Source organism: Methylobacterium sp. ARG-1, from assembly GCF_001262595.1.
Classification (GTDB): domain Bacteria; phylum Pseudomonadota; class Alphaproteobacteria; order Rhizobiales; family Beijerinckiaceae; genus Methylobacterium; species Methylobacterium brachiatum.
This window is the reverse complement of record NZ_LHCD01000019.1, coordinates 79388-101494: the sequence shown is the minus strand read 5'-3', so window position 1 is coordinate 101494 and position 22107 is coordinate 79388. Positions and strand designations below refer to the sequence as shown.

Here is a 22107-nt window from a genome sequence, read left to right as displayed (position 1 = left end):
CACATCGCCTCGGCGCTGACCCCCGGGGCCGGCAGGCGGATCGGCCGGTTGTAGCGGCGGTCCCGGCTTTCGTCGCACCAGCCGTCATCCGGGCGGGTCGCCCGCAGGGGTAAGGCCGTAGACGGCCGCAGGCCCAGATGATCCGGCCGGTAGGCGCCGCCCCGCAGGCGGAAGCGTCCGCGCGGCGAGCCGCCGTCGCCCTCGCGCTTGTCGCAGACGATGCCGCCCGCCCCGAGGGCGCAGGGGATCACGGCCGGGCCGACCAGGAGTTGCCCCCGGCGGCGGTCGCCGACCATCGCCCGGACCCGGATCTCGCTCAAGGTTACACGGACGGGTCCGGGCCGCTCACGCCGATGTCCACGCACCAAAGCCCCCTCCCCTGCCGGCGACACGCGCCCCCTTCGGCCCGCGCTGCCGCGGGTCTGGGACGGATCGGTGGGCGTTATGCCCGGTATCCAATACCGAAACCGCGAAAAATTGCGCGCAAGGCAATTTCCGGCCACAAACGCAGCCCTATCCTTGCCGTGGAACCCAGGCCGTCGAAGCCGGGATTCGGGAGCGAACCAGCCCACCGCCCTGCGCCGGGGGGACCGAACGCCCTCGGATTCCGGAGCGCCGGCCCCGTTTCCCTGGAGCCAGCCGTGTTGTCACACGATGGGCGGCGTGCTCCAGATCCTTGTCATCGCACGCTGTTTCCGGACCACGAATCGTCCGGTCCCGCAGCGTGTTCCAGGGCCCCGGACGATGTCGAATGTCTATCGCCTGCTGATCTGTGACGACGACGCGATCCTGCGCGACACGCTCACCGAGCAGCTCGATCTCTGCGAAGAATTCACCGTGGTCACCGAGGCCAACGCGGCGGATGCGGTCCGGCGGGTCGGAGCCGAGCGCATCGATCTGGCGGTGATGGATGTCGGCCTGCCCGATCTTGACGGACGCGAGGCCGTGCGCCGGATGCGCGCCGGCGGCTTCCGCGGCCCGGTGATCATGCTCACCGCGCAGGATTCCGAGGCGGACCACGTCGAGGGGCTCGAGGCCGGCGCCAACGACTACGTCACCAAGCCGTTCAAGTTCGGCATCCTGCTCGCCCGGATCCGCGCGCATCTGCGCAGCCATGAGGCGTCCGAGGACGCGGTGTTCCAGATCGGCCCCTACACGTTCCGACCCGGCGCCAAGCTGCTGGTCGGCGAGCGCGGCTCGAAGCTCAAACTCACCGAGAAGGAGACCGCGATCCTGCGGTTCCTTTATCGGGCCGGCCGGGCCGTGGTGAACCGCGACACGCTGCTCGCCGAGGTCTGGGGCTACAACGCCCACGTCACCACGCACACGCTGGAGACGCACATCTACCGGCTGCGCCAGAAGATCGAGCCGAACCCCGCCACCGCGGCGATCCTCGTCACCGAAGGCGGCGGCTACAAGCTGCTGCCCTGATCGCCCCTGCGTCTCACGGTAAGAACCGAGAGCCAACCCTGATTGCAACGCGATCGGGAAGGGCTTTAGGGATTTGCGTGTAAGCGAGGCTCAGGCTCGTTTGCGCGCAGGTGGTGGGGCGGTTCTTTGGGGCTCGACGACGACATCGCGATCCTCGCAGACGCGCCGCTGTTCGGCTTCCTCGACCGGGACGCCCTGCGCCTGCTGACCTTCGCGGCCGAGCGGCGCGAGCTGGCCGACGGCGACCTGCTGTTCGCCCGCGGCGACCCGGCTGATGGCGGCTTCGTGGTGATGTCGGGCACGATCCGGCTGGCGCCCCGGGTCGCCGAGGCCGAGCCGGTGCGGGCCGGGCGCTCGGCGCTGATCGGGCAGCTCGCTCTGTTCGTGCGCGGGACCCGCCCGACCGAGGCCCGGGCCGAGGGTGCCGCCGAGGTCATGCGGATCACCCCCACGCTAATGCGCCGCGTGCTGGAGGAATTTCCCGCGGCCGCGCAATCCGTCTACGACACCCTGGCGATCGACCTGGTCGACCTCGTCGCCGATCTCGACCGCGTGCGGGTGCTGCTGGAGGATTGAGCGGGATGGATTGCGACTGTCCCGGGTGACAGCCCCGGTGCCCGCTTGTAAGCACGGGCTTCCGTAGAATGTCCCTCCGCAAGAGCAGCGTGCGCCCATGTCCACCTCCGACCTCGCCAAGACCATCGAGACGGCCTGGGAGGAGCGCGCCGGCATCTCGACGTCCACGCAGGGCGCCGTGCGCGAGGCGGTCGAGGAGGCGCTGAACCTGCTCGATTCCGGCAAGGCCCGGGTCGCCGAGAAGAGCGGCAATCAGGATTGGGTCGTCAATCAGTGGCTCAAGAAGGCGGTTCTGCTCTCCTTCCGCCTCAACGACATGGCGGCGATCGAGGGCGGCCCCGGCGGCGCGCCCTGGTGGGACAAGGTCGCCTCCAAATTCGCCGGCTGGGGCGAGGCCGAGTTCCGCGCCGCGGGCCTGCGCGCCGTCCCGGGCTGCTTCGTGCGCCGCGGCTCCTACATCGCCCCGGGCGCCGTGCTGATGCCGAGCTTCGTCAATCTCGGCGCCCATGTCGGCGAGGGTACGATGGTCGACACCTGGGTGACGATCGGCTCCTGCGCGCAGGTGGGGAAGAACTGCCACATCTCCGGCGGCGCCGGCATCGCGGGCGTGCTCGAGCCGCTCCAGGCCAACCCGGTGATCATCGAGGACGATTGCTTCATCGGCGCCCGCGCCGAGGTGGCCGAGGGTGTGATCGTCGGCCAGGGCAGCGTGCTGTCCATGGGCGTCTATATCGGCGCCTCGACCAAGATCGTCGACCGGACCACCGGCGAGGTGATGTATGGCCGCGTGCCGCCCTACTCCGTGGTGGTCTCGGGCACGATGCCCGGCAAGGCGCTGCCGGACGGCACCCCGGGCCCCGGCCTGTACTGCGCCGTGATCGTCAAGCGCGTCGATGCCGGCACCCGCTCCAAGACCGCCATCAACGAGCTGCTGCGCACCTGATTCTTTGGGACTCGAGGGCGGTCCGGTGGAGACGACGCGAAAGAACCTGGACCTGATCGTGGCGGGCTGGCCCGTGCCGACTCCCTGCGACGTGATCGGCACGGGGCGGGACGCGCTGCTGCTGCCGGCCCTGTCCACGATCTCGGACCGGGCCGAGATGCGCGACCTCGCCCACGCCGTCGGCTCGGACTATCGCTGCCTGGTGCCCGATTGGCCGGGCTTCGGCGCCCGGCCGCGGACCCGCCTGCCGCTGGAGCCGGGCACCCTGCACGCCTTCCTGGACGCGCTGCTCGCCGCCGCGCCCGGCCCCTACGCGATTGGGATCGCGGCGGGCCATGCCGCCGGCTACCTGGTCGCCGCGGCGCGACGACACCCGAAAGCCTTCGAGCGCCTGGTGCTGGTGGCGCCGACCTGGCGCGGGCCGCTGCCCACCGCGATGCCGAGCCGGGCGCACTGGTTCCCGCGGATCCGCCAGGCCGTAGAGGCGCCGCTCCTCGGCGATGCGCTCTACCGGCTCAATATCAGCCCGCCGATCATCGGCCGGATGATGCGCGCCCATGTCTACGCCGACCCGGCCCATGTCACCCCGGCCCTGGTCCGGGCCAAGCACGCGGTCACCCGCCAGCGCAACGGCCGGTTCGGCACCGCCGCCTTCGTCACCGGCGGCCTTGACCCGGTGGGCGACCGCACCGCCTTTCTGGACCTGTTCGGGGACGATCTGCCGCCGACCCTGGTGCTGCGCCCCGAGAAGGCCCCGCGCCGCTCGGGCGCCGAGATGGACGCGCTGATCGCCCACGGCCGGGTCATGGGCGTCCCGATCCCGGGGGCGCTCAGCCCGCACGAGGAGTTCCCCACCGCGGTGGCGGCCGCGATCCGAGCGGCTTAGCCGGCACATTGCTGGATCCAAAAGGTCCGGGACCTTTTGCGGGTCCAGGGCCGATCCCTGGCCGCATCAGGGCTCAGCCTTCGGGAACCCATGTTCCGGCGGCATCGTGATCACGCCGCGATGGTAGGGGAAGCGGGCGCGCTGGAGCGGGTCCGGCCCGGTGAAGATCAACCGCGTCCGGAACGACACCGGGCTGACGCACAAGAGATAGCCCCGCAGGGCCTTGTCATCGGGTACGAACAGGGCGGTCGTCAGATACCGGCTCTCCGCCCGGACCCAAGCGGGCATTCGCAAACCCCAGCGCCGCGCCAGATGCTCCCCGGTCCCGCCCAGGAACGCATCGGCCTCCGGAAGCCCGAGCAGACCCGGTTCGTCGGCGATGAACGCCGCCTGCTGCGCGCCATCGCCGTCGGCGGCATAGAAGGCGTCGAGGAAGTCGCGCAGATGGTGCTCCCAATCCCCGTCCTCCCGCGCCCGCTCGACGACCTCCGCCAGGGAATGCGGTCTCATGGCGCCGACTTGATGACCGCAGGAAACCGAGCTCGCACCTCCGGCGACGGGTCCTCGCCGTAGATCGAGCGATAGAGGCGCTCGAGCGCCTCCATATCGCTTAAGCCCAGGTGAGCCGAGAGGGCGCGTGCGTCGTTCAGGTCCCAGTCTCCGCGGTCGAGGCTCTGCAAGGCGTGCAACTTCATCGCCAGGAGGTAGGTCGGGCTAGCCAGGACGGTCCGAAGTCCTGGTGTCCCACCGGTGGGATACGTGCCGGACACGGCGAACAGGGATTCGTCCTCCTCAAGCGGAGTGAACATGCCGACGGCATCGTTGAGCCAGTCCGCCTCCAGCCCCATCCGCGCGGCGACACGGATCACCGAAGGCGCGAGCGCCGATTCGTCATAGCCGGCCCGCACAACCGCATCGACATCCTCAGTGGTGCGTCGCCATGCGAATTGCAGCATTAGCGCGCCGCCACCGTAGACGGCCAGCTCGACGAAGCGCCCATGCTCAGCGAGGTCGGCACCGAGTGCTTCGAAAGCCTCCAAGAGGCGGGGGCGGTCGAGGGGCTGGGCCATGCGGTCGAGAAGCCGAAACGGGGATGCCACAGCGTGCGCGCGGCCGGCAGCCCCGGTCAACCGCCGCCCGTCCGTCACGGCGCCCTCTGGACAGGATCGGAGGCCTGTGCGCGGACTGAACCGTCCGGCCGAGCCGTTCGTTTGTCTGCGGGAGCGGCCCGCCTCCTTGCTCGATACCGCCACGGATCCGATGCTGCGCACCCTGTCCCTGCCGGCCCTCGCCGTCCTGATCGCCGCCGCGACACCCGCGCGTGCCGAGGATACGCCCCACCCTGCCCCATCGAACCCGCCGGCGGCGCCGTCCGTGGGCGCCGACACGCTCAAGCCCGGCAAGCCGGCGGTGAAGCCTTATCTGGCCGACACGGCCGTTCCCGACGCCCTCCAAATCCTGCCGCCGCCGCCGGCCCACGATGCGCCCCTCGACAAGGCCGACCGGGCGGCCTTCAACGGCACCCGCGCCCTGAAGGGCAGCGCCCGCTGGGAGATCGCCGCCAATGACGTGTCGGAGGGTGCGACCGCAGTCCTCGACAATTTCGCCTGCGTGCTCGGCACCCGGCTTGACCAGACCCGGGTGCCGGCGGTGCTCAACCTCCTCGAGCGCGCCCGGCTCGACCTCGCGCGCGCGACCCGTGGCCCGAAGGTCCATTACCGCCGGCTGCGCCCCTTCGTGGGGAACGAGGCGCCGATCTGCGTCCAGCGGACCCAGGCGCTGACCGACAGCTTCAGCTACCCGTCCGGCCACGCGACCCAGGGCTGGGCCTACGCGCTGATCCTGGCCTCCCTGGTGCCCGAGAAGGCGACCCCGATCCTGGCCCGGGGCCGGGCCTATGGCGAGAGCCGGGTCGTGTGCGGGGTGCACTGGCTCAGCGACGTGGCGGCCGGGCGGATCACCGGCTCCTCGGTCCTCGCCACGCTGATGGGCGATCCGGGCTTCCGGGCCGACCTGGAGAAAGCTCGGGCCGAGTTGCGGGGCGCCCTGTCCGGCGGCACGGCACCCGACCAAGCCACCTGCACCCGCGAAGCGGAGGCGTTGCGCGAACCGCCGCTGGAGTTCTGACCCTGGAACAATTACAGATTTTAACCTCTCTAAGTGTGTGATTTACAACACGTTTTCGGCTTGATCATCACCCCGTGAACGATGAATCCTGAGAGCGAAGCGCCGTCAAACAGCGCATCTCAGGGTTTGTCCATGTCCATGCGTTCCAGCGGCCTCGGGCTGCTCCTCACCTCCACGGCTCTGGCCACCGCCGCCACCGCACCGCACGCCGCCGCGCAGGGCGCGAACGTGCAGCTCAACGAGATCTCGGTTGAGGCCGCCCGCCCGGCTTCCGCGCCGGCAGCCGGAGCCGGCGGCGGCAATATCAGCCGCGGCGACGGCGACAGCTCCGCCACGAGCGGCGGGGGCGGCGGGCCTTCGGGGGTGACCGGCTACGTCGCGCGGGTGAGCCCCACCGCCACCAAGACCAACACACCGCTGATCGAGACCCCACAATCGGTCTCCGTGGTCACACGTGAGCAGCTCAACGACCGCAACGTGCAGGATCTGGCCCAGGCGATCGCCTACACGCCTGGCGTGTCGAGCAGCGTGTTCGGCTTCGATCCACGCTACGACGCCTTCTACATCCGCGGCTTCAGTGCGACCTACAACGGCATTTTCCGCGACGGTCTGCGCCTCAACGCCGTCGGCCTCACGATCCCGCGCAGCGAGCCCTATGGGCTGGAAGCGATCACCATCCTGCGGGGACCAGCCTCGGGGCTCTACGGTCTCGGCTCGCCCGGGGGCATCGTCGATTCGATCTCGAAGCGCCCGGTTTTCGTGCCCTTCGGCGAGGTGCAGTTCCAGGCCGGCAATTACGACCGCTTCCAGGGCAATTTCGACATCGGCGGCCCGGTCGACGGCACCGACGGGACGGTGGCCTATCGCGTGACCGGCGTGAAGCGCCAGTCCAATACCTATCTGCCGGGTGGGAACGACGACCGCATCTTCATCGCCCCGTCCTTCACGTGGCGGCCGGATGCCGACACCAGCTTCACGTTCTTGAGCGAATACTTCGAATCCCGCCTGCCCGGCACATCGTTCTTTTTCAACGATCCCGGTTTCAGGGTGACGAATTTCTACTCCGGCGACCCGGCATTCAACCAGTACAAGCAGCAGCAGTACCGTATCGGCTACGCGTTCGAGCACAAATTCTCGCCGGACCTGATCTTCCGCCAGAACTTCCGCTACTATGATGTCCGCGCCGACTACGATTACACGTCGATCACGGGCCTAAATCCTGCTCGGACCCTCGGCGCCCGCACCGCCGGCGCCTATTTGGACGCGTTGAGCCAGATCTCCCTCGACACGCAGCTCGAAGGCCACTTCGCCACCGGGCCGATCCAGCACACCCTGATCGGCGGCGTCGATTATGCCCATTACGACTACACGCGCGCCTTCGGCTTCGGTGCCGCGCCGGCTCTCAACCTGTTGACGTTGAACTACGGCCAGCAGATCATCGCCCGGCCGCGATTTACGAACTTCCAGAGCCAGGCGCAGGACCAGATCGGCGCCTACCTGCAGGAGCAGGCTAAGTTCGGGCGCTTCGTCCTGACGCTCACCGGACGACACGACTGGGTGTTCCAGAACACCGCCGACCAAACCGCCGGTACGGTTTCCAACCAGGCCGACCGAGCCTTCTCCGGCCGGGTCGGCCTGAACTACCTGCTCACCGACTTCCTGGTGCCCTACGCCAGCTACGCGACGACGTTCACGCCCCAGGTCGGCATTGACGTGAGCGGCAACCCGTTCAAGCCCGCGACCGGCGACCAGATCGAGGCCGGCGTGAAGGCGGCGATCCCCAACACCAACATCACGGGTTCCTTTGCCGGGTTCGACATCGTCCAGTCCTCGCTGCTCCGCCAGGATCCGAACAACATCGCAAACGTCGTGGCCAGCGGCTCGGTCGAATCCAAGGGATTCGAGGCCGAGTTGACAGCCAATTTCGCGCCTGGGACCAACCTAACGCTGTCCTACACCCATCTCGACTTCCGGTTCCTGCGCCAGACCTCGCTGGTCACCGGCCAGCCGATCGACGGCAATTCCCTCTCTGGCATCCCGGGCGATACGTTCACCGCCTTTGCGACCTACTTGTTCCCGCCCGCGTCGCCGCTCGCCGGTCTGCAGCTCGGCGGCGGCATCCGTTATGCCAGCACGAGCTTCGCCGACGATGAGAACACGGTCCGCAACCCGACCGTGACGCTGTTCGACGCGCTGGTCGCCTACGATTTCGCGGCCCTTGACCCAAAATACAAAGGCTTCCGGGCGCAGATCAACGCATCCAACATCTTCGACCGTAGCTACGCAAATTGCCAGGCCGGCTTCTGCTACCGCGGCGCGCCCGCCACGGTGATCGGAAGCCTGATCTACCGCTGGTAGACGCTGGACAGGGATGGTGCAGGGGAGCATGGCAGGTCCCCGCTCCCGGCATTGGAGGTCGGCGGCACATCCGTCCTAGGGCCGCAGCATAATCCTCCGACTTGGGCCGCCCATGCTCTCGACCCTCCTGGTCGTGCTGCCGATCTTCGCGCTGATCTTTTCGGGCTGGCTGGCCCGGCGGGTCGGCGTGCTCGGCGCTGCCGCAACCACCGAACTCAACCGCTTCGTGGTGTTCCTGGCCCTGCCGGCGCTGCTGTTCGACGTGACCGCGCAGGTCCATTGGGGCGAGATCTGGAAGCCCGGCTTCATCGGTGCCTTCGGGTTGAGCAGCCTGGCGGTCTTCGCCGTCACCGTGCTGCTCCGGCGGGCCGGGGGGCATCCGCTCAGCGATGCCGCCGTGGACGGGCTCAATGCCGGCTATCCCAATACCGGCTTCATGGGCTTCCCCGTGGCACTGATCGCCTTCGGCCCGGAGGCGCTGGCCCCGACCACCGTGGCGGCGATCCTGACGGTCTGTGGAGTGTTCGCCGTCGCGATCGTGCTGATCGAGATCGGGCTCCGGCGCGAGGCGCGCGATGCCGGCCGGGACCAACCGGGCGTTCCGGTCTGGCTCGCGGTCGGGCGGTCGCTGATCCGCAACCCGCTCCTGATCGCACCGGCGCTCGGCGCCCTGATACCGAGTGCCGGCCTCACCCTGCCGGCGTCGGTCGAGTCCTTCCTGAAGCTCCTCGGCGGGGCCGCCTCGCCCTGCGCCCTGGTGGCGCTCGGCCTATTCCTGGCCCAGAAGCGCCGGCGAGGAGCCGCGCAGCCCCGGGCGGCCGCTCTGCTGGTCGGCCTCAAGCTCGTCGGGCAGCCCGCGCTCGCCTACGCGCTCGGCCGTTACCTGTTCGACCTGCCGCCGCTGCTGCTGCACGTCGCGGTGCTGATGGCCGCCTTGCCCACCGGGACCGGCCCGTTCATGCTGGCGGAGTTCTACCGCCGGGAGGCCGACCTCACCTCTACGGTGGTGCTGGTCTCGACGATCCTGTCGATCCTCACGGTCTCGGGCTATCTGACGACAGTTTGAAACGACACGACCACGCTCTCGCCGCAGACAAATCGTAACGGTTGCTGCGTAGCGTCATGGCGCGGCCCTCCGGGTCCGCGCTAAACACGATCGAACAGAGCGGGGCGGACGGCGACGTGATGGTGCGTTCGGGAGTATCGGTTGCGGGCCGGATCGGCCGCCTCGCCTGCGTCGCCGGCCTGGCGCTGAGCCTGTCGGCCTGCTTCCGCCCCCTCTACGGACCGACCGCCTCCGGCGAGACCGTGCAGGCGCTGCTCGCCGCCGTGCAGGTCGACGACGTGGCGATGGCTCAGGGCCAGGAGCGGCTCGGGCATTACCTGCGCAGCGAGCTGATCTTCGAGCTCGACGGATCGGGCCAGCCCGCGAGCAAGCGTTACCGGCTGAAGCTCTCGGGCTCCGAGATCGTGCAGACGCCGATCGTCTCCTCCACAACCGGCCGCGCCGAGGCCGGCACGCTGGTGGCCAACATCAAGTACAGCCTGGAGGACATGACCGGCGCCAAGGTCTACACCGAGGGCGTGGCGACCTCGACCGCGACCTACGACCGGTCGGTCCAGCGCTTCGCCAGCCAGCGGGCGGCGCGCGACGCCGAGATCCGCCTGGCCAGCGTGCTGGCGGATCAGATCAAGACACGCCTGGCCGCCGTGCTCTCGACCAAGCCGTGAGCCGGCTTTGACCGCGGTCAAGGCGGGCGAGATCGAGGGGCTGATCCGGCGCGGGCCGGATCCGCGCATCCCGGTGATCCTGGTCTACGGGCCGGATACGGGCCTGGTGACCGAACGCGCCCGCAAGCTCGCCGAGGATTTTGTCACCGACCCGGGCGATCCCTTCGCGCTGGTGCGGATCGACGGCGACACCCTCGCCTCCGATCCCGGCCGGCTCTGCGACGAGGCCGGGACGATGGGGCTGTTCGGCGGCCGCCGGTCGATCTGGGTGCGGCCAGGCAGCCGCAACTACGCGCCGGCGGTCGAGGCGGTGCTGGGTGCCGCGGTGGCCGATGCCCGCATCGTCGTCGAGGGCGGCGACCTCGCGAAGAACAACCCGTTGCGCGTCCTCTGCGAGCGCTCGCCCAAGGCGCTGGCGATTCCCTGCTACGCGGACGATGAGCGCACGCTCTCCGACCTGATCGAGCGCACGCTGCAGGAGCGCGGCCTGCGCATCGACCGCGCCGCCCGGGAAGTCCTGGCCCGCAGCCTCGGCGGCGACCGCCGGGCCAGCCTGATGGAGATCGAGAAACTCGCCCTCTACGCGGCCGGGGAGGGGCCAGGGGACAAGGTCGTCACCCTCGACCATGTCGAGGCCATCACCAGCGACGTAGCGGCCAGCGTGCTCAACACCCTGATCGACGCCGCCTTTGACGGCCGTCGCGAGGCGGTGGAGCGCGACTATCGGCGCTTCCGGCACGAGGGCCTGGATCCCGGCGTGGTGCTCGGCTCGGCCCTGCGGCACGCCCTGACCCTGCTGGCGACCCGCCTCGACAATCCCGACAAGACCCCGGCCCTGATGGCAGCCTCCTGGCGGGGGCTGCATTTCAAGCGCAAGGCCAGCATCGAGGGCCAGCTCGCCACCTGGCCGGCCGGAACCCTGCGGCAGGCGGTCAAAGCCCTCCAGGACGCGATCCTGGCCTGCCGACGGGCCGAGCCCGAGCTGGCGCACGCCCTGGCCTCCGCGGCGTTGCTGCGGGTGGCGGAGGCGGGCGCCCGGCGGCGGCGTTAGGCCATCCAGCGCGTCGCCTTCGACGCGGCATGACGGTCTGCCTCGATTCCATCCAAACCCTCATCCTAAGGGAACGGATGGGATGGACGCCGGAAGAAAGCCTGCCTCAGCTCTCTTCCGACACCTTGAACCGGTTGAGCAGCCCCTCGAGCTCGTCCCGGGTCTCGTAGCGGATCCGGATCTCGCCCGAGGCCTCGTCCTTGGGCTTGTAGGTCACCTCGACCCCCAGGGCCCGGCGGATCCGCAATTCCAGATCGCGCACCGGGGCAGGGCGCTCGGCGGCGAGGCGCGGGCGACCGGGGCGGGGAGTATCGGGGGCCGCTGCCTCGGCTGCCTCGGCGGCCGCCACCGCCTCGACCTCGCGCACCGACAGGCCCTCGGCCACGACCCGGCGGGCTAGGGCCTCGGGATCGCGCACCGCCAGGAGCGCGCGGGCATGGCCGGCTGTGAGTTCCCCCGCGGTGACCCGGTCCTGCACGGCGGGCGGCAGGTTGAGCAGCCGCAGCGTGTTGGCGAGATGGCTGCGGCTCTTGCCGAGGATCTCGGCCAGTTCCTTCTGGGTGTAGGCGAAGTCCTGCATCAGGCGCTCGTAGCCCGAGGCTTCCTCGATCGGGTTGAGGTCGGAGCGCTGGACGTTCTCCAGGATGGCGAATTCCAGGGAGGCGCGATCGTCGATCTCGACGATCACCACCGGCACCTCGTCGAGACCGGCCTTCTGGGACGCCCGCCAGCGGCGCTCGCCGGCCACGATCTCGAAGGCGCCCGGCACATCGGCCAGCGGCCGCACCACGATCGGCTGAATGATGCCGCGCTGGGTGATCGAGGTCGCGAGTTCCGCGAGTTCCGCCTCGCCGAAGCTCCGGCGTGGGTTGCGCGGGTTCGGGCGCAGGAACTCCACCGGGACCTTCCGCTGCGGCTCGATCTTGCCGTCCGCCTTGGCCGCCTGTCCGGCATCGCCGAAATCACCGATCAGCGCCGCGAGCCCGCGCCCGAGACGGGGTCGTGCCCCCTCCTCCGCCATCCTTGTCACCCGTGTCACGCTCCGCACTCGATCCGTCCGAATAGGAAAAGGATCACACAATCACGCCGCCGCCGGCACACGGCCTTCGCGCTGGATCACCTCGGAGGCGAGGCGCAGATATGCTTGGCTGCCGGCGCATTTCAAATCGTAGAGCAAAGCCGGCTTGCCGTGGGACGGCGCCTCGGAGATGCGGACGTTCCGGGGGATCACGGTCTCGTAGACCTTGTCGCCCATGAAACCGCGGACATCCGCCACTACCTGAGCGGAGAGGTTGTTGCGCGGGTCGAACATCGTCAGCACGATGCCCTGGATGGTCAGCTTCGGGTTCAAGGCGCCGCGGACCTGCTCGACGGTGCGCAGCAATTGGCTCAGGCCCTCCAGGGCGAAGAACTCGCATTGCAGCGGCACCAAAACCGCGTCGGCGGCAGCCAGCGCGTTGATGGTCAGCAGGTTGAGCGAGGGCGGGCAATCGATCAGCACGTAGCTGATCCGCTCCAGACCCTTGGCCTGGGCGATGTCCTTTAACACGCCGCGCAGCCGGTGGGCGCGGTCGGGCAGGGTGGCCAGCTCCATCTCCAGGCCGAGGAGATCCATGGTGGACGGCGCGATCGACAGGCGCGGCACCGCCGTGGGGATCACCGCCTCGGCGAGCGACGCCTCGCCGGTCATGACGTCGTAGGTCGAGACTTGGCGCCGGGCCCGGTCGATCCCGAGCCCCGTGGAGGCGTTGCCCTGCGGGTCGAGGTCGAGCACCAGCACGTCCTCGCCGATCGCCGCCAGGGCCGTGCCGAGGTTGATCGCCGTGGTGGTCTTGCCGACGCCGCCCTTCTGGTTGGCCAGCGCCAGGATCCGCAGGGGATGTCTCACGGACGGTCTTTCGGCAGGAGTTAAGACAGGATCGCTGGACGGATCCACGGACCGGCCGGCGGAATCGCCGAGGATCGCTTCGGTCATCGATGGCTCGGGGCGGCGAGGGCAGTGACGCGCACGATCCGGGCTTCGGAATCAGTCCGGCTCGGCACGAGGTCGTTAACGACTCTCCACTGCGCGGCCGCCTGGGTCAATTCAGCATGCACGTCCCGGCCCTTCGGAAACAGCCCGGTGGTGCCCGTTTTCAACAGCGGCTCCGTCCAGGCGAGGAGCTGCGTCATGGGTGCGAGCGCGCGCGCGCAGACGATATCGACGCCCTGATACTCGCCGATCACCGCCTCGATCCGGGCGTTGCGCACCCGCGCCGGCGCTTCGGTGAGCCGCGCGGTCTCGGTGAGGAAGGCGCATTTGCGCGCGTTGCTCTCGACCAGATCGACCTGGATGCCGCGCTCGCGGCCCGCGATGGCGAGGATCAGGCCCGGGATGCCGGCGCCGGAGCCGAGATCCAGCCAGGTCCGGGCTTCGGGGGCGAGGTCGAGCAGCTGGAGCGCGTCGTCGATATGGCGGCTCCAGACCTCCACCAACGTGGCGGGGCCGACGAGGTTCTTGATCGGCTGCCAGCGCCGGAGCTGCGCGACGTAAAGGTCCAGCAGCTCAGCTGTTTCACGTGAAACACCAGAGCCGGCGAGGATGCGGGCACGGTCGGGATCGCTCATAGGGCGCGCCGCCCGGCATCGGGCGCGGCCCGTCGCGCATGGGCGGCCAAGAGGGTGAGGGCGGCCGGCGTCACGCCCTCGATCCGGGCGGCCTGGCCGAGGGTGCCCGGCCGGACGGTCTCGAGCTTCACCCGCATCTCGTTCGAGAGCCCGCTGATCCCGGCATAGTCCAGGCTTGCGGGCAGCCGCACCGCCTCGTCGCGCCGGAAGGCGGCGATGTCGGCGTTCTGCCGGTCGAGATAGACCGCGTAAGTCGCGTCGGTCTTGAGGCGATCCGCGATCCGGGGTGCGGTCTCGGCCAGTTCCGGCCAGATCGCGGCGAGCTGCGGCCAGGTAATCTCGGGATAAGCGAGCAGCTGGAACGCGCTGCGGCGAATGCCGTCGCGGTTCAGCGCAATCCCATGCGCGGCGGCCTGGCTCGGGGTGAGGCTCACGGCATCGAGCCGGGCCCGCGACACCTGCAATTCCTGCTGCGCGGCCGCGAAATGATCGGCGCGACGCCCGCCGACGCAGCCCAGTGTGAGGCCCCGCGGCGTCAGCCGCTCGTCGGCATTGTCGACCCGGAGGGACAGGCGGTACTCGGAACGCGAGGTGAACATCCGGTACGGCTCGCTGACCCCATGGGTCACGAGGTCGTCGATCATCACGCCCAGATAGGATTCGGCCCGGTCGAAAGCCGCAAGGTCGAGACCGCCGGCGCGCCGGGCGGCGTTGAGCCCGGCCACGAGACCCTGGCCGGCCGCCTCCTCGTAGCCGGTAGTGCCGTTGATCTGGCCGGCCAGAAACAGGCCGGGCAGGCGCTTCACCTGGAGCCCGGTATCGAGCTCCCGCGGGTCGACGTAATCGTACTCGATCGCGTAGCCCGGCCGCAGGATCGCGGCGCGCTCCAGCCCCGGAATCAGCCGGATGATCTCGCGCTGGACCTCCTCGGGCAGGGCCGTGGAGATGCCGTTCGGATAGATGGTCGGGTCGTCCAGCCCCTCCGGCTCGAGGAAGATCTGGTGCCCCTCCCGGTCGCCGAAGCGCACGACCTTGTCCTCGATGGACGGACAGTAGCGCGGCCCCCGGCTGGCGATGCCGCCGGAATACATCGGCGAGCGGTGCAGGTTGGCGCGGATCAGGTCGTGGACCGCCTGACTGGTCCGGGTGATGCCGCAGCGGATCTGCGGCGTGGTGATCGTTTCCGTCAGCGTGGAGAACGGCACCGGCTCGGCATCGGCCTCCTGCATCTCCAGGCCCGACCAATCGATGGTCCGGCCGTCGAGGCGGGGTGGGGTGCCGGTCTTCAGGCGGCCGAGCCGCAGGCCGAGCCGGTCGAGAGTCTCGGCCAGCCCGATCGCCGGCGCCTCGCCGACGCGGCCGGCGGGAATCTGACGCTCGCCGATATGGATCAACCCGCGCAGGAAGGTGCCGGTGGTCAGCACAACGGCGGCGCAGGCAATCACCCGCCCATCCGCCAGCACGACGCCGGAGAGACGGCCCTCCGGGTCGCGGGTGAGGTCCTCGCAGGCGCCCGCGACCACGGTGAGGCCGTCGGTCTCGGCGACGGCCGCCTGCATGGCGGCAGCATAGAGCTTGCGGTCGGCCTGGGTGCGGGGGCCGCGCACGGCCGGTCCCTTCCGGCGGTTGAGCAAGCGGAACTGGATGCCAGCCGCGTCTGCGACCCGTCCCATCAGCCCGTCGAGGGCATCGACCTCGCGCACGAGATGGCCCTTGCCGAGCCCCCCGATGGCGGGATTGCACGACATGGCCCCGATCGTGGCGGGGTCGTGGGTGACCAGGGCCGTGCGGGCGCCGCAGCGCGCCGCGGCTGCGGCCGCCTCGACGCCGGCATGGCCGCCGCCGACGACCACGACGTCGAACCGGTCGGATGAGGTGGTGGGCATGCGGGTGATTACGCGGGCGCGGCGGGAGCGGTCAACGCGTCCGGCAAGCGCTGGAGATGCGCGTGGTCTGTGGGGCGGCCTTCGCCCGGCCGCCGACCCATGCACTTTCGCTGCAGCCCCTTACGACGGGGCGGGGAGGGCGACAGGCCGGCGAGAACGAACGCCGCTCAGCCGGTCATCGCCGTGGCGGTGTAGCCGGCCTTCGTCAGCGCATCCGCGATGACCAAGGCCTGGGCATCGGTGCGGATCGCGACACGCCCGGCTTCGCGGTCGACCTGGATCTCGGCCGCCGGATCGATCCGGTTGACCGTACGGGTCACCGCGGCGGCGCAACCGTCGCAAGTCATCCCATCCACCTGCATCAGCAGGTCGGCGCGCATCTCGTTCATCCGGACCTCCATGAACCGTATCACCGGCATGTCGGGGCGGAGCGCGGCCGGCGCAAGCGTCAGAACTGCGCCGGCATGCGGAACGCATAGTCGATCTTCAGGCCGAACTGATACTGATCGGGATTGCCGAACGGGCGCCGCACCAGCGGGCTGTCGCCCGATGCGCCCAGGATGCGGGTGTAGCCGGCATAGGCTGTGTAGGCCCAGGTCTCGCTCTGCGTGTAGGTCACGGCGCCGAGCACGCCCGCCGAGTAGAAACCGCCGGGATTGTACGGGACGACCCGGCCATTGAGCGCGGCCTCGGCCGGCGACACGCCGAAATACTTCCGGGCGTAGCTGGCATCGCCGATGTTGAGGCGCGGGCCGATCGAGAACAGGAACGGGCCCGCGGGCATCAGGTAGTCGGCCGCCACCGAGCCGACTGTGCCGTGATGCCCGTACACGCCCTGGCGGATCTCCACGCGCGTGCGGATGGAGGGGGAGGGGTAGAACTCCGCGAACACGCCGGGCTCGAGGGCGATGCGCGCGTCCCGGAAGCCGAGCAGGTGGCGCCGGTCATCGCCGTAATAGCGGCCGGGCACGATGCGGGCGGTCGGCCCGATGCTGAACATGGGGTTGTCGTAGACCGAGACGCTGAAGCCGTCATCCGGCGTCGAGAAGCGGCGCGGCTCGCCGGCCTTGCGGATGTCGATTCCGGGATAGCCGACCGCGGTGTAGTCCGAGGCGCCGGGATAGCGCGGGATCGCCTGGAGCGAGGCGCTGACCGTGACGATCCAGGTGCTGGGATCGACGGCATTCGGATCGACCCGCGTGAAGACCGGTCCCGAGCGGGAGGACGCCGCCCCGAGATCAGCGGCGACGGTCGGCGCCGCACCGAAGGCGAGAACGAGGGCGCCGACGGACGAGCTGACGTGACGGAAAGAACGGAGCATCGGAATGCACTTCGGAACGCTTGGAGACACTGTGGTCATAGCCACGCTTTATGGCGCCTTTTCTTTCCGTACACATGAGCGCGCCGTGCAACCCTCTTCCGAGCATTCGCAAACCGCCGGGACGTGGCGATTCAGCAACGTTCCCGCTTGCGCCGGCACCACACCCTGCGGAATTCGCCGTCCCTCGCCTTGCCGTGGGGGCCGCGCGGCGACAAAGATCGGCGAATCGGTCTTCGCCCGCCGAATCATCCCGGGACTTCCCCCGGCGGCCGGTGCGCGACCCTGGTAGGTGTTCTGACGATGGTCCCGGTCCTCGGCCGGTACGCGGGGCTGTTGGCGGCCGGGCTCCTGGCGCTCGTCGTGCTCGGGCCGCTGGCGGTGTTCGCGCCGCTCATGAGTGCTCTGGCGCTCGGTGGGCTCGCCGCCGTCGCGGCCGGCATCGCCCAGGCGCGTACCGCCTCCCTGAAGGCACGCTGCGAGAAGCTGTCCGGCGAGGTCGATCTGCTGTCCCGACGCCTGCTGAAGGCCGAGACCAGCGCCGTGCCCCCGCGGCCGGAGGCCGGCGACGCCGCGCTCCGGGCCGAGGTCGAGGAGCTGACCGTCGAGCTCGGGCTGCTCAGCGGCATCGTCCGTGACCTGACCACGGTGGTCAGCACCCAGGATTCCGAGATCGCCAGCCTCAAGGCCCGCCCCGAACCGCGCCCGGAGCTGCCGCCCGCTGCTCTGCCGGAGGCGGCGCGGGCCCAGACCCCCCCGGAACCCGAGGGTCCGGCGCTCACGAGCCGTCCGCATCCCATCCCGCCGGCCGCTCCGAGCGAGCGGGTCCCGGCCCCCCAGCCGCTCACGCGGGAACTGCCCCCCGAGTCGGCACCGGCACCGCGGCCGATCCCGCCCCGTCCCGTCGCCCGCGCGCCCGCCCCCTGGGTCGAGAGCGAGGCGGAGATCGTCCGGGCCTTCGAGGCGGATGCGCTGGAGATCCACCTGCAGCCGGTGGTGACCCTGCCCCAGCGCAAGGTGACGGCCTACGAGGCCCTGGCCCGCCTGCGGGTCGATGGCCGCCTCGTCGAGCCGGAGGCATTCCTGCCGGTGCTGGAGCGCTACGGCCGCACCACCGAGCTCGACCGGCGCATGCTGCAGCGGGCCTCCATCGTGGTGCGCCACCTCGCCCGCCGGGGCAGCGAGACCATGCTGACCTACGGCCTGTCGCCGCTCTCGCTGTTCGAGCCCGGCCTGCTGCGGGAGCTGGCGCGCACGGTCGCGGACGATCCCGCCCTGGCGGGGCTGGTGATCGCCCTGCCGCAGGCCAGCTGGAACGGCCTGGATGGCGGGCAGCGCGGCCTGCTCCTGTCCCTGCGCGGCCGGATTGGGTTCAGCCTCGACCGGGCGGAGGATTTACGCTTCGATGTGGCCCAGCTCGCCGGGCTCGGGGTCGGCCAGGTCAAGGTGCCCGCCGACATGCTGCTGCGTCCGGGGGCGGACCGGCGGCTTCTGTCGGACATCGCGATCGAGGATCTCGCCCCGGCCCTGACCCGGGCCGGCATCCGCCTGGTCGCGACCGGCGTCACCGACGAGGCGGACGTGCCGGACCTGATCGACCTTGACATCCCGTACGGCCAGGGTGCGGCCTTCGCGGCGCCGCGGCCCGTGCGCGCCGAGGTTCTGGCCGCACCGCCCGAGGCCCCGCCGCCCCCGCCGGTGGAGCCGGAGCGGCGGCCGTTCCGCTCGGTCCTGCGCCGGGCGGTCTGAGCGCCGCCCGTCACCAATAGATCTGCAGACGCCCCAGGATCGTGTCGACCGAGAAGGGCGCGGTCCCCAGCGCGTCGGACTGGGCCGCGCCCGGCTGCACGCGGCCGTGGATGACATTCGCGATCAGGCGCAGGTTCGGCTCCGGGTACCAGCTCAGGCCCAGGGTCACGTCCCGCTCGGCGCCGCCGCGAAAGCCCCGGGCGTTCAGCTCGATGGCGCTGTAACGGGCGGATAGCTCGAAGACGCCGATCCCGCCCCGGGAGATCCGCTGGTCGTCGCGCGGCTGAATGCCCTTGAACGTCGCGTAGGTCGTGCCGCCTTTCGGGACCAGCGCGTAGGCCCGGCCCGCGCCGTTCAGTACCCAGCCGGCCTCGACATAGCCGCCCTGGAACCCAAGGCTCGGAAGGGCCCCGCCCGGCCCAGCGAACCGATCGATGGCGGCGTGGATATACTCCGCCTGCACCAGGATCGGGCCGTTGCGATAGGCGAACTCGGCGCCAATCCGCGACACGCGCGCCGCGTCCGGCAGGTCACCGGTATCGACGAAGGGCCGGGCGAACAGGAACGCCTCGGCTGGGGTGGAGAAGTTGAACGCGCCATCGCCTCGGGCGCGGCTCTGGACGATGCCGGCCACCCCAAGATGCAGGGTCTCGCGTTCCTCCAGGATCGGCGCCACCGTGGCACGGCCCGCAGCCGCCACCCCGTCGCCGGTGATGCCGTTGCTGGCTGCGTCGCCGAACACGCTCGCCACGGCGGTCCAGGCCTGCCCGTGATGCCCGATCGCGAAGCCGAAGCGACGGTCCGGCACGAAGGCGTTGGCCAGGGAGCGCTCGGCGAACAGCGTGTCGTTGTTGCTCTGCAGCCATTCGAGGCTGAACGGCACCTTCATGTTGCCGACCGTCAGGATCGTGTCGGGCAGCCCCTTCCAGGCGACGAAGGCATCGTTGATCGGCAGGATCGGGTCGCTGAAATCGTACTGGAAGGCGACGACCCAATCCTTCCCGATCGTCAGCGTCGGCTCGATCCACGAGCGCCGCACCGCCACGGTGTCGGGGAAGGTCGCGCCCAGGCCGGGCCGGCTGAAGCTCGCCGCGCCGGCATCGATATGCAGGCGGCCGCCGATCTGGAGCTTCACCTCCGGCTCGGGGAAGCTGAGCGTCAGGCCCTTCGCGTCGTAGCGCAGGCGCTCGCCATATGGGCCGGCCATGCCCTCGATCGCGTCATTGGCCGCGTCGGCGGGCGAGGCAGCCGCCAGCGAAAGGAGCAGGAGGGCAGGAGCGCGGCGCATTCCCATCACCGGGCACAGAGCAGGTTGACGGGCGCGCGCCAATCACATCGGGCAGGGAATGCGCGAATCAGCGAGCCCGTGGCCCGACGGACACGGCGCCTCAGTCCCGGGCCGCCCCGTCCAGCTGCGCCCGGATGTAGCGCCCCGCGCTCGCCAGCGACCGCCGACCGGCCGCCACCTCCGGGTAGAACAGGTGCCAGGCGTGGATCATGTGCGGCCAGACCTGCAGCGTGACGGCCACGTCCGCCGCCGCCGCGACGCCGGCGAGCCGCAAGGCGTCGTCGAGCAGGGTCTCCGCGGAGCCAACCTGGATCAGTGTCGGGGGCAGGCCAGTGAGGTCCGCGTAGATCGGCGAGACCAGCGGTTCGCGCGGGTCGGTGCCGTTGAGATAGGCGCTCGCGAGTTCGGCGAGGTAGGCCCGGCTGATCAGCGGATCGACCGACGCCTTGGCGTCCAGGCTGTCGCCCGTGAGCGCGAGATCGGTCCAGGGCGAGCTGAGCCACAGGCAGCCGGGCAGCGGCAGGCCCCGCTCCCGCAGCGACAGGATGGCCGCCAAGGCGAGGCCGCCGCCCGCGCTCTCGCCGGCCAGCGCGATGCGCTCGGGCGTGAACCCGGATTCGAGCAGGAACCGGTAGCCGGCCAGTGCATCACCGATCGCGGTCGGGAACGGGTGCTCGGGCGCAAGTCGATAGGCGAGGGCGAGGGTGCGCGTTCCGGCCTCCCGGCCGGCCTGGGCGACGACGTGGCGATGGCTCACCAGCGATCCGGAGACGTAGCCGCCCCCGTGCAGGAACAGGATCACCCGGTCCCGATCCGACCCCGGCGTCGCGGTCCATTCCGCGGGGAGGGCGCGGATCTTCGTGGGCTGGACATGGACATCGTCGGGCAGCGGGTCGTTCGCCCCGAGCGCGTCCACGCGGGCGCGACGCGCCGCGAGATCGGCCGGTCGCGGGCTGGCGGCGAGGCGAGCGCGGATCCGGTCGATGTCGCTCACATCGGGCAAGGGGGTCGGCATCGGCGGGTCTCGGCGCGGCGGGCATTAGCGTCACGATGGCCGGGGCCGCGTGATCGGCCCAGATGAGCGCGATCCGGATGCTGACGCAACGGGGTTCAGGGGGCGAAGGATTGCAGAGCTCCGCCCTGCACCCGCAAAAGGTCGACGACCTTTTGAAACCGTGGGTCTTTGCCGAGCAGCCAGTCCGGCGAGGGGTCAGATCGATACGATCCTGACTCCCCCGATCCCGAGGTGCAAGCGCAGGGAGCCTCAGGATGGGGGGTCGAAAGGACCGGTCGAGCGGCCCTTCAGACCGCCACGTTATCGATCAGCCGGGTCCGGCCGAGGAACGCGGCGACGAGAACCCGGGCGGGTCCGTCCACCCGCTCGACCGGTGCTAGGGTCCGGGCGTCGCAGACCGCGAGATACTGCACCTGGAAGCCCGCGGCCTCCAAGGCGACGCGTCCCTCGGCGATCGGCGTCGCGACTGGGGCGCCGCTTCGGGCCGTGGCGGCGATCTCGGCCAGCACCGCGTGGAGTCTCGGTGCCACCGCCCGCTCCTCGGGCGAGAGGTAGCGGTTGCGCGACGACAGGGCGAGGCCGTCCGCCTCGCGCACTGTCGGCACGCCCTGGATCTCCACCGGGAGGTCGAGATCGGTCACCGCCTGCTGGATTACCCGAAGCTGCTGGAAATCCTTCTCGCCGAACAAGGCGACGTCGGGCCCGACTTGGTTCAGCAGCTTGGTCACTACCGTGGCGACCCCGGAGAAATGCCCGGGCCGGAACGGGCCGCACAGCCCTTCGGTCAGGCCGGCGACATCGATCCGGGTGCTGAAGCCCGGTGGGTACATGGTCTCCACGGCGGGCGTCCAGGCGGCGTCGGCGCCGGCCCGGCCAAGCAGTGCCAGGTCGGCCCCGAGATCGCGCGGGTAGCGCGAGAAATCCTCGTTCGGGCCGAACTGGGTCGGGTTGACGAAGATGCTCGCGACGACCCGCCGGCCAATCCGCCGGCCCTCCGCCACAAGGGCGAGATGGCCCTCGTGCAGCGCCCCCATGGTCGGCACCAGGACGACCCGCTCGCCGGCACGCCGCCAATCGGCCACGCTCCGGCGCAGGGAGGCGAGATCGCTGAAACGCTGGGGGATCGATTCGGACACGGGTC

Annotated in this window: 21 protein-coding genes and 1 pseudogene; 10 read left to right on the top strand and 12 right to left on the bottom strand. The window is 70.3% G+C overall.

Annotated elements, in window-relative coordinates:
* Positions 1-296, bottom strand: a pseudogene (locus tag AKJ13_RS18265) (L,D-transpeptidase catalytic domain protein); the annotation flags it as partial.
* A gap of 448 nt (positions 297-744) precedes the next feature.
* Between AKJ13_RS18265 and AKJ13_RS18260 the strand changes: the two are divergent.
* From AKJ13_RS18260 to AKJ13_RS18245, 4 genes are all read left to right on the top strand, one after another.
* Positions 745-1431: a response regulator transcription factor gene (locus AKJ13_RS18260; RefSeq protein WP_007563457.1), complete on the top strand. Its 687-nt coding sequence runs from the start codon at positions 745-747 to the stop codon at positions 1429-1431.
* A gap of 126 nt (positions 1432-1557) precedes the next feature.
* Positions 1558-2007 carry a Crp/Fnr family transcriptional regulator gene (locus tag AKJ13_RS18255; RefSeq protein WP_007563456.1) on the top strand — a complete coding sequence of 150 codons (450 nt, stop codon included), beginning with the start codon at positions 1558-1560 and terminating at the stop codon, positions 2005-2007.
* Positions 2008-2104: 97 nt separating this feature from the next.
* Positions 2105-2950, top strand: a complete 846-nt coding sequence (dapD, locus tag AKJ13_RS18250; RefSeq protein ID WP_050734628.1) for a 2,3,4,5-tetrahydropyridine-2,6-dicarboxylate N-succinyltransferase — start codon at positions 2105-2107, stop codon at positions 2948-2950.
* Positions 2951-2975: 25 nt separating this feature from the next.
* On the top strand, positions 2976-3836 hold the full coding sequence (locus AKJ13_RS18245) for an alpha/beta fold hydrolase (protein WP_050734641.1): 861 nt from the start codon (positions 2976-2978) through the stop codon (positions 3834-3836).
* 66 nt (positions 3837-3902) lie between these two features.
* Here AKJ13_RS18245 and AKJ13_RS18240 read toward each other — a convergent pair whose 3' ends face one another.
* The gene (locus tag AKJ13_RS18240) at positions 3903-4346 is read right to left on the bottom strand and encodes a hypothetical protein (RefSeq protein WP_050734627.1); all 444 of its coding nucleotides are present in this window, start codon (positions 4344-4346) and stop codon (positions 3903-3905) included.
* Entirely contained in the window at positions 4343-4906 is a 564-nt protein-coding gene (locus AKJ13_RS18235; protein WP_050734640.1) for a hypothetical protein, read from the bottom strand. Before AKJ13_RS18235 ends, AKJ13_RS18240 begins: the two co-directional genes overlap by 4 nt.
* A gap of 190 nt (positions 4907-5096) precedes the next feature.
* On the opposite strand from AKJ13_RS18235, the gene AKJ13_RS18230 reads away from it, so the two are divergent.
* From AKJ13_RS18230 to holA, 5 genes are all read left to right on the top strand, one after another.
* On the top strand, positions 5097-5963 hold the full coding sequence (locus tag AKJ13_RS18230; RefSeq protein WP_050734639.1) for a phosphatase PAP2 family protein: 867 nt from the start codon (positions 5097-5099) through the stop codon (positions 5961-5963).
* Positions 5964-6095: 132 nt separating this feature from the next.
* Positions 6096-8321 (top strand): TonB-dependent siderophore receptor, encoded by a 2226-nt coding sequence (locus tag AKJ13_RS18225; RefSeq protein WP_050734626.1) that lies wholly within the window; start codon positions 6096-6098, stop codon positions 8319-8321.
* 112 nt (positions 8322-8433) lie between these two features.
* Positions 8434-9387 (top strand): AEC family transporter, encoded by a 954-nt coding sequence (locus AKJ13_RS18220; protein ID WP_050734625.1) that lies wholly within the window; start codon positions 8434-8436, stop codon positions 9385-9387.
* Positions 9388-9506: 119 nt separating this feature from the next.
* Positions 9507-10052 (top strand): LPS assembly lipoprotein LptE, encoded by a 546-nt coding sequence (gene lptE, locus AKJ13_RS18215; protein WP_050734624.1) that lies wholly within the window; start codon positions 9507-9509, stop codon positions 10050-10052.
* A 7-nt stretch (positions 10053-10059) separates the two neighbouring features.
* Positions 10060-11103: a DNA polymerase III subunit delta gene (gene holA, locus AKJ13_RS18210; RefSeq protein ID WP_050734623.1), complete on the top strand. Its 1044-nt coding sequence runs from the start codon at positions 10060-10062 to the stop codon at positions 11101-11103.
* A 106-nt stretch (positions 11104-11209) separates the two neighbouring features.
* On the opposite strand, the gene AKJ13_RS18205 is transcribed toward holA, so the two are convergent.
* The 6 genes from AKJ13_RS18205 to AKJ13_RS18180 all read right to left on the bottom strand — a co-directional run bounded on the left by AKJ13_RS18205 (position 11210) and on the right by AKJ13_RS18180 (position 16917).
* Complete coding sequence (locus AKJ13_RS18205; protein WP_050734622.1) at positions 11210-12124, bottom strand: ParB/RepB/Spo0J family partition protein; 915 nt, start codon at positions 12122-12124, stop codon at positions 11210-11212.
* Between the two features lie 60 nt (positions 12125-12184).
* Positions 12185-13078, bottom strand: a complete 894-nt coding sequence (locus tag AKJ13_RS18200; RefSeq protein WP_050734621.1) for a ParA family protein — start codon at positions 13076-13078, stop codon at positions 12185-12187.
* Positions 13075-13710 (bottom strand): 16S rRNA (guanine(527)-N(7))-methyltransferase RsmG, encoded by a 636-nt coding sequence (rsmG, locus tag AKJ13_RS18195; protein ID WP_050734620.1) that lies wholly within the window; start codon positions 13708-13710, stop codon positions 13075-13077. The genes AKJ13_RS18200 and rsmG overlap by 4 nt, the downstream gene beginning before the upstream one ends.
* Positions 13707-15596 carry a tRNA uridine-5-carboxymethylaminomethyl(34) synthesis enzyme MnmG gene (gene mnmG, locus AKJ13_RS18190; RefSeq protein WP_050734619.1) on the bottom strand — a complete coding sequence of 630 codons (1890 nt, stop codon included), beginning with the start codon at positions 15594-15596 and terminating at the stop codon, positions 13707-13709. Before mnmG ends, rsmG begins: the two co-directional genes overlap by 4 nt.
* A gap of 167 nt (positions 15597-15763) precedes the next feature.
* Positions 15764-15985, bottom strand: a complete 222-nt coding sequence (locus tag AKJ13_RS18185; RefSeq protein ID WP_050734638.1) for a heavy-metal-associated domain-containing protein — start codon at positions 15983-15985, stop codon at positions 15764-15766.
* A 59-nt stretch (positions 15986-16044) separates the two neighbouring features.
* Positions 16045-16917, bottom strand: a complete 873-nt coding sequence (locus AKJ13_RS18180) for a MipA/OmpV family protein (RefSeq protein ID WP_144426291.1) — start codon at positions 16915-16917, stop codon at positions 16045-16047.
* A 300-nt stretch (positions 16918-17217) separates the two neighbouring features.
* On the opposite strand from AKJ13_RS18180, the gene AKJ13_RS18175 reads away from it, so the two are divergent.
* Positions 17218-18663, top strand: a complete 1446-nt coding sequence (locus AKJ13_RS18175; protein ID WP_050734617.1) for an EAL domain-containing protein — start codon at positions 17218-17220, stop codon at positions 18661-18663.
* A 10-nt stretch (positions 18664-18673) separates the two neighbouring features.
* Here AKJ13_RS18175 and AKJ13_RS18170 read toward each other — a convergent pair whose 3' ends face one another.
* From AKJ13_RS18170 to panC, 3 genes are all read right to left on the bottom strand, one after another.
* Positions 18674-19951 carry a porin gene (locus AKJ13_RS18170; RefSeq protein ID WP_244471646.1) on the bottom strand — a complete coding sequence of 426 codons (1278 nt, stop codon included), beginning with the start codon at positions 19949-19951 and terminating at the stop codon, positions 18674-18676.
* A gap of 100 nt (positions 19952-20051) precedes the next feature.
* A complete protein-coding gene (locus AKJ13_RS18165; protein ID WP_050734615.1) occupies positions 20052-20966 on the bottom strand; it encodes an alpha/beta hydrolase in 915 nt (304 codons plus the stop codon).
* A gap of 287 nt (positions 20967-21253) precedes the next feature.
* Positions 21254-22102 (bottom strand): pantoate--beta-alanine ligase, encoded by an 849-nt coding sequence (panC, locus tag AKJ13_RS18160; RefSeq protein WP_050734614.1) that lies wholly within the window; start codon positions 22100-22102, stop codon positions 21254-21256.
* Positions 22103-22107: the final 5 nt, after the last annotated feature.

Bases quoted from the DNA above. Each gene is read 5' to 3' on its own strand.
- lptE (WP_050734624.1), top strand. From the start codon at position 9,507: ATGGTGCGTTCGGGAGTATCGGTTGCGGGCCGGATCGGCCGCCTCGCC.
- AKJ13_RS18220 (WP_050734625.1), top strand. From the start codon at position 8,434: ATGCTCTCGACCCTCCTGGTCGTGCTGCCGATCTTCGCGCTGATCTTT.
- AKJ13_RS18225 (WP_050734626.1), top strand. From the start codon at position 6,096: ATGTCCATGCGTTCCAGCGGCCTCGGGCTGCTCCTCACCTCCACGGCT.
- AKJ13_RS18185 (WP_050734638.1), bottom strand. From the start codon at position 15,985: ATGAACGAGATGCGCGCCGACCTGCTGATGCAGGTGGATGGGATGACT.
- AKJ13_RS18230 (WP_050734639.1), top strand. From the start codon at position 5,097: ATGCTGCGCACCCTGTCCCTGCCGGCCCTCGCCGTCCTGATCGCCGCC.
- AKJ13_RS18235 (WP_050734640.1), bottom strand. From the start codon at position 4,906: ATGGCCCAGCCCCTCGACCGCCCCCGCCTCTTGGAGGCTTTCGAAGCA.
- AKJ13_RS18175 (WP_050734617.1), top strand. From the start codon at position 17,218: ATGGTCCCGGTCCTCGGCCGGTACGCGGGGCTGTTGGCGGCCGGGCTC.
- dapD (WP_050734628.1), top strand. From the start codon at position 2,105: ATGTCCACCTCCGACCTCGCCAAGACCATCGAGACGGCCTGGGAGGAG.
- AKJ13_RS18200 (WP_050734621.1), bottom strand. From the start codon at position 13,078: ATGACCGAAGCGATCCTCGGCGATTCCGCCGGCCGGTCCGTGGATCCG.
- AKJ13_RS18260 (WP_007563457.1), top strand. From the start codon at position 745: ATGTCGAATGTCTATCGCCTGCTGATCTGTGACGACGACGCGATCCTG.
- mnmG (WP_050734619.1), bottom strand. From the start codon at position 15,596: ATGCCCACCACCTCATCCGACCGGTTCGACGTCGTGGTCGTCGGCGGC.
- AKJ13_RS18165 (WP_050734615.1), bottom strand. From the start codon at position 20,966: ATGCCGACCCCCTTGCCCGATGTGAGCGACATCGACCGGATCCGCGCT.
- AKJ13_RS18180 (WP_144426291.1), bottom strand. From the start codon at position 16,917: ATGCTCCGTTCTTTCCGTCACGTCAGCTCGTCCGTCGGCGCCCTCGTT.
- rsmG (WP_050734620.1), bottom strand. From the start codon at position 13,710: ATGAGCGATCCCGACCGTGCCCGCATCCTCGCCGGCTCTGGTGTTTCA.
- AKJ13_RS18205 (WP_050734622.1), bottom strand. From the start codon at position 12,124: ATGGCGGAGGAGGGGGCACGACCCCGTCTCGGGCGCGGGCTCGCGGCG.
- AKJ13_RS18240 (WP_050734627.1), bottom strand. From the start codon at position 4,346: ATGAGACCGCATTCCCTGGCGGAGGTCGTCGAGCGGGCGCGGGAGGAC.
- AKJ13_RS18170 (WP_244471646.1), bottom strand. From the start codon at position 19,951: ATGCGCCGCGCTCCTGCCCTCCTGCTCCTTTCGCTGGCGGCTGCCTCG.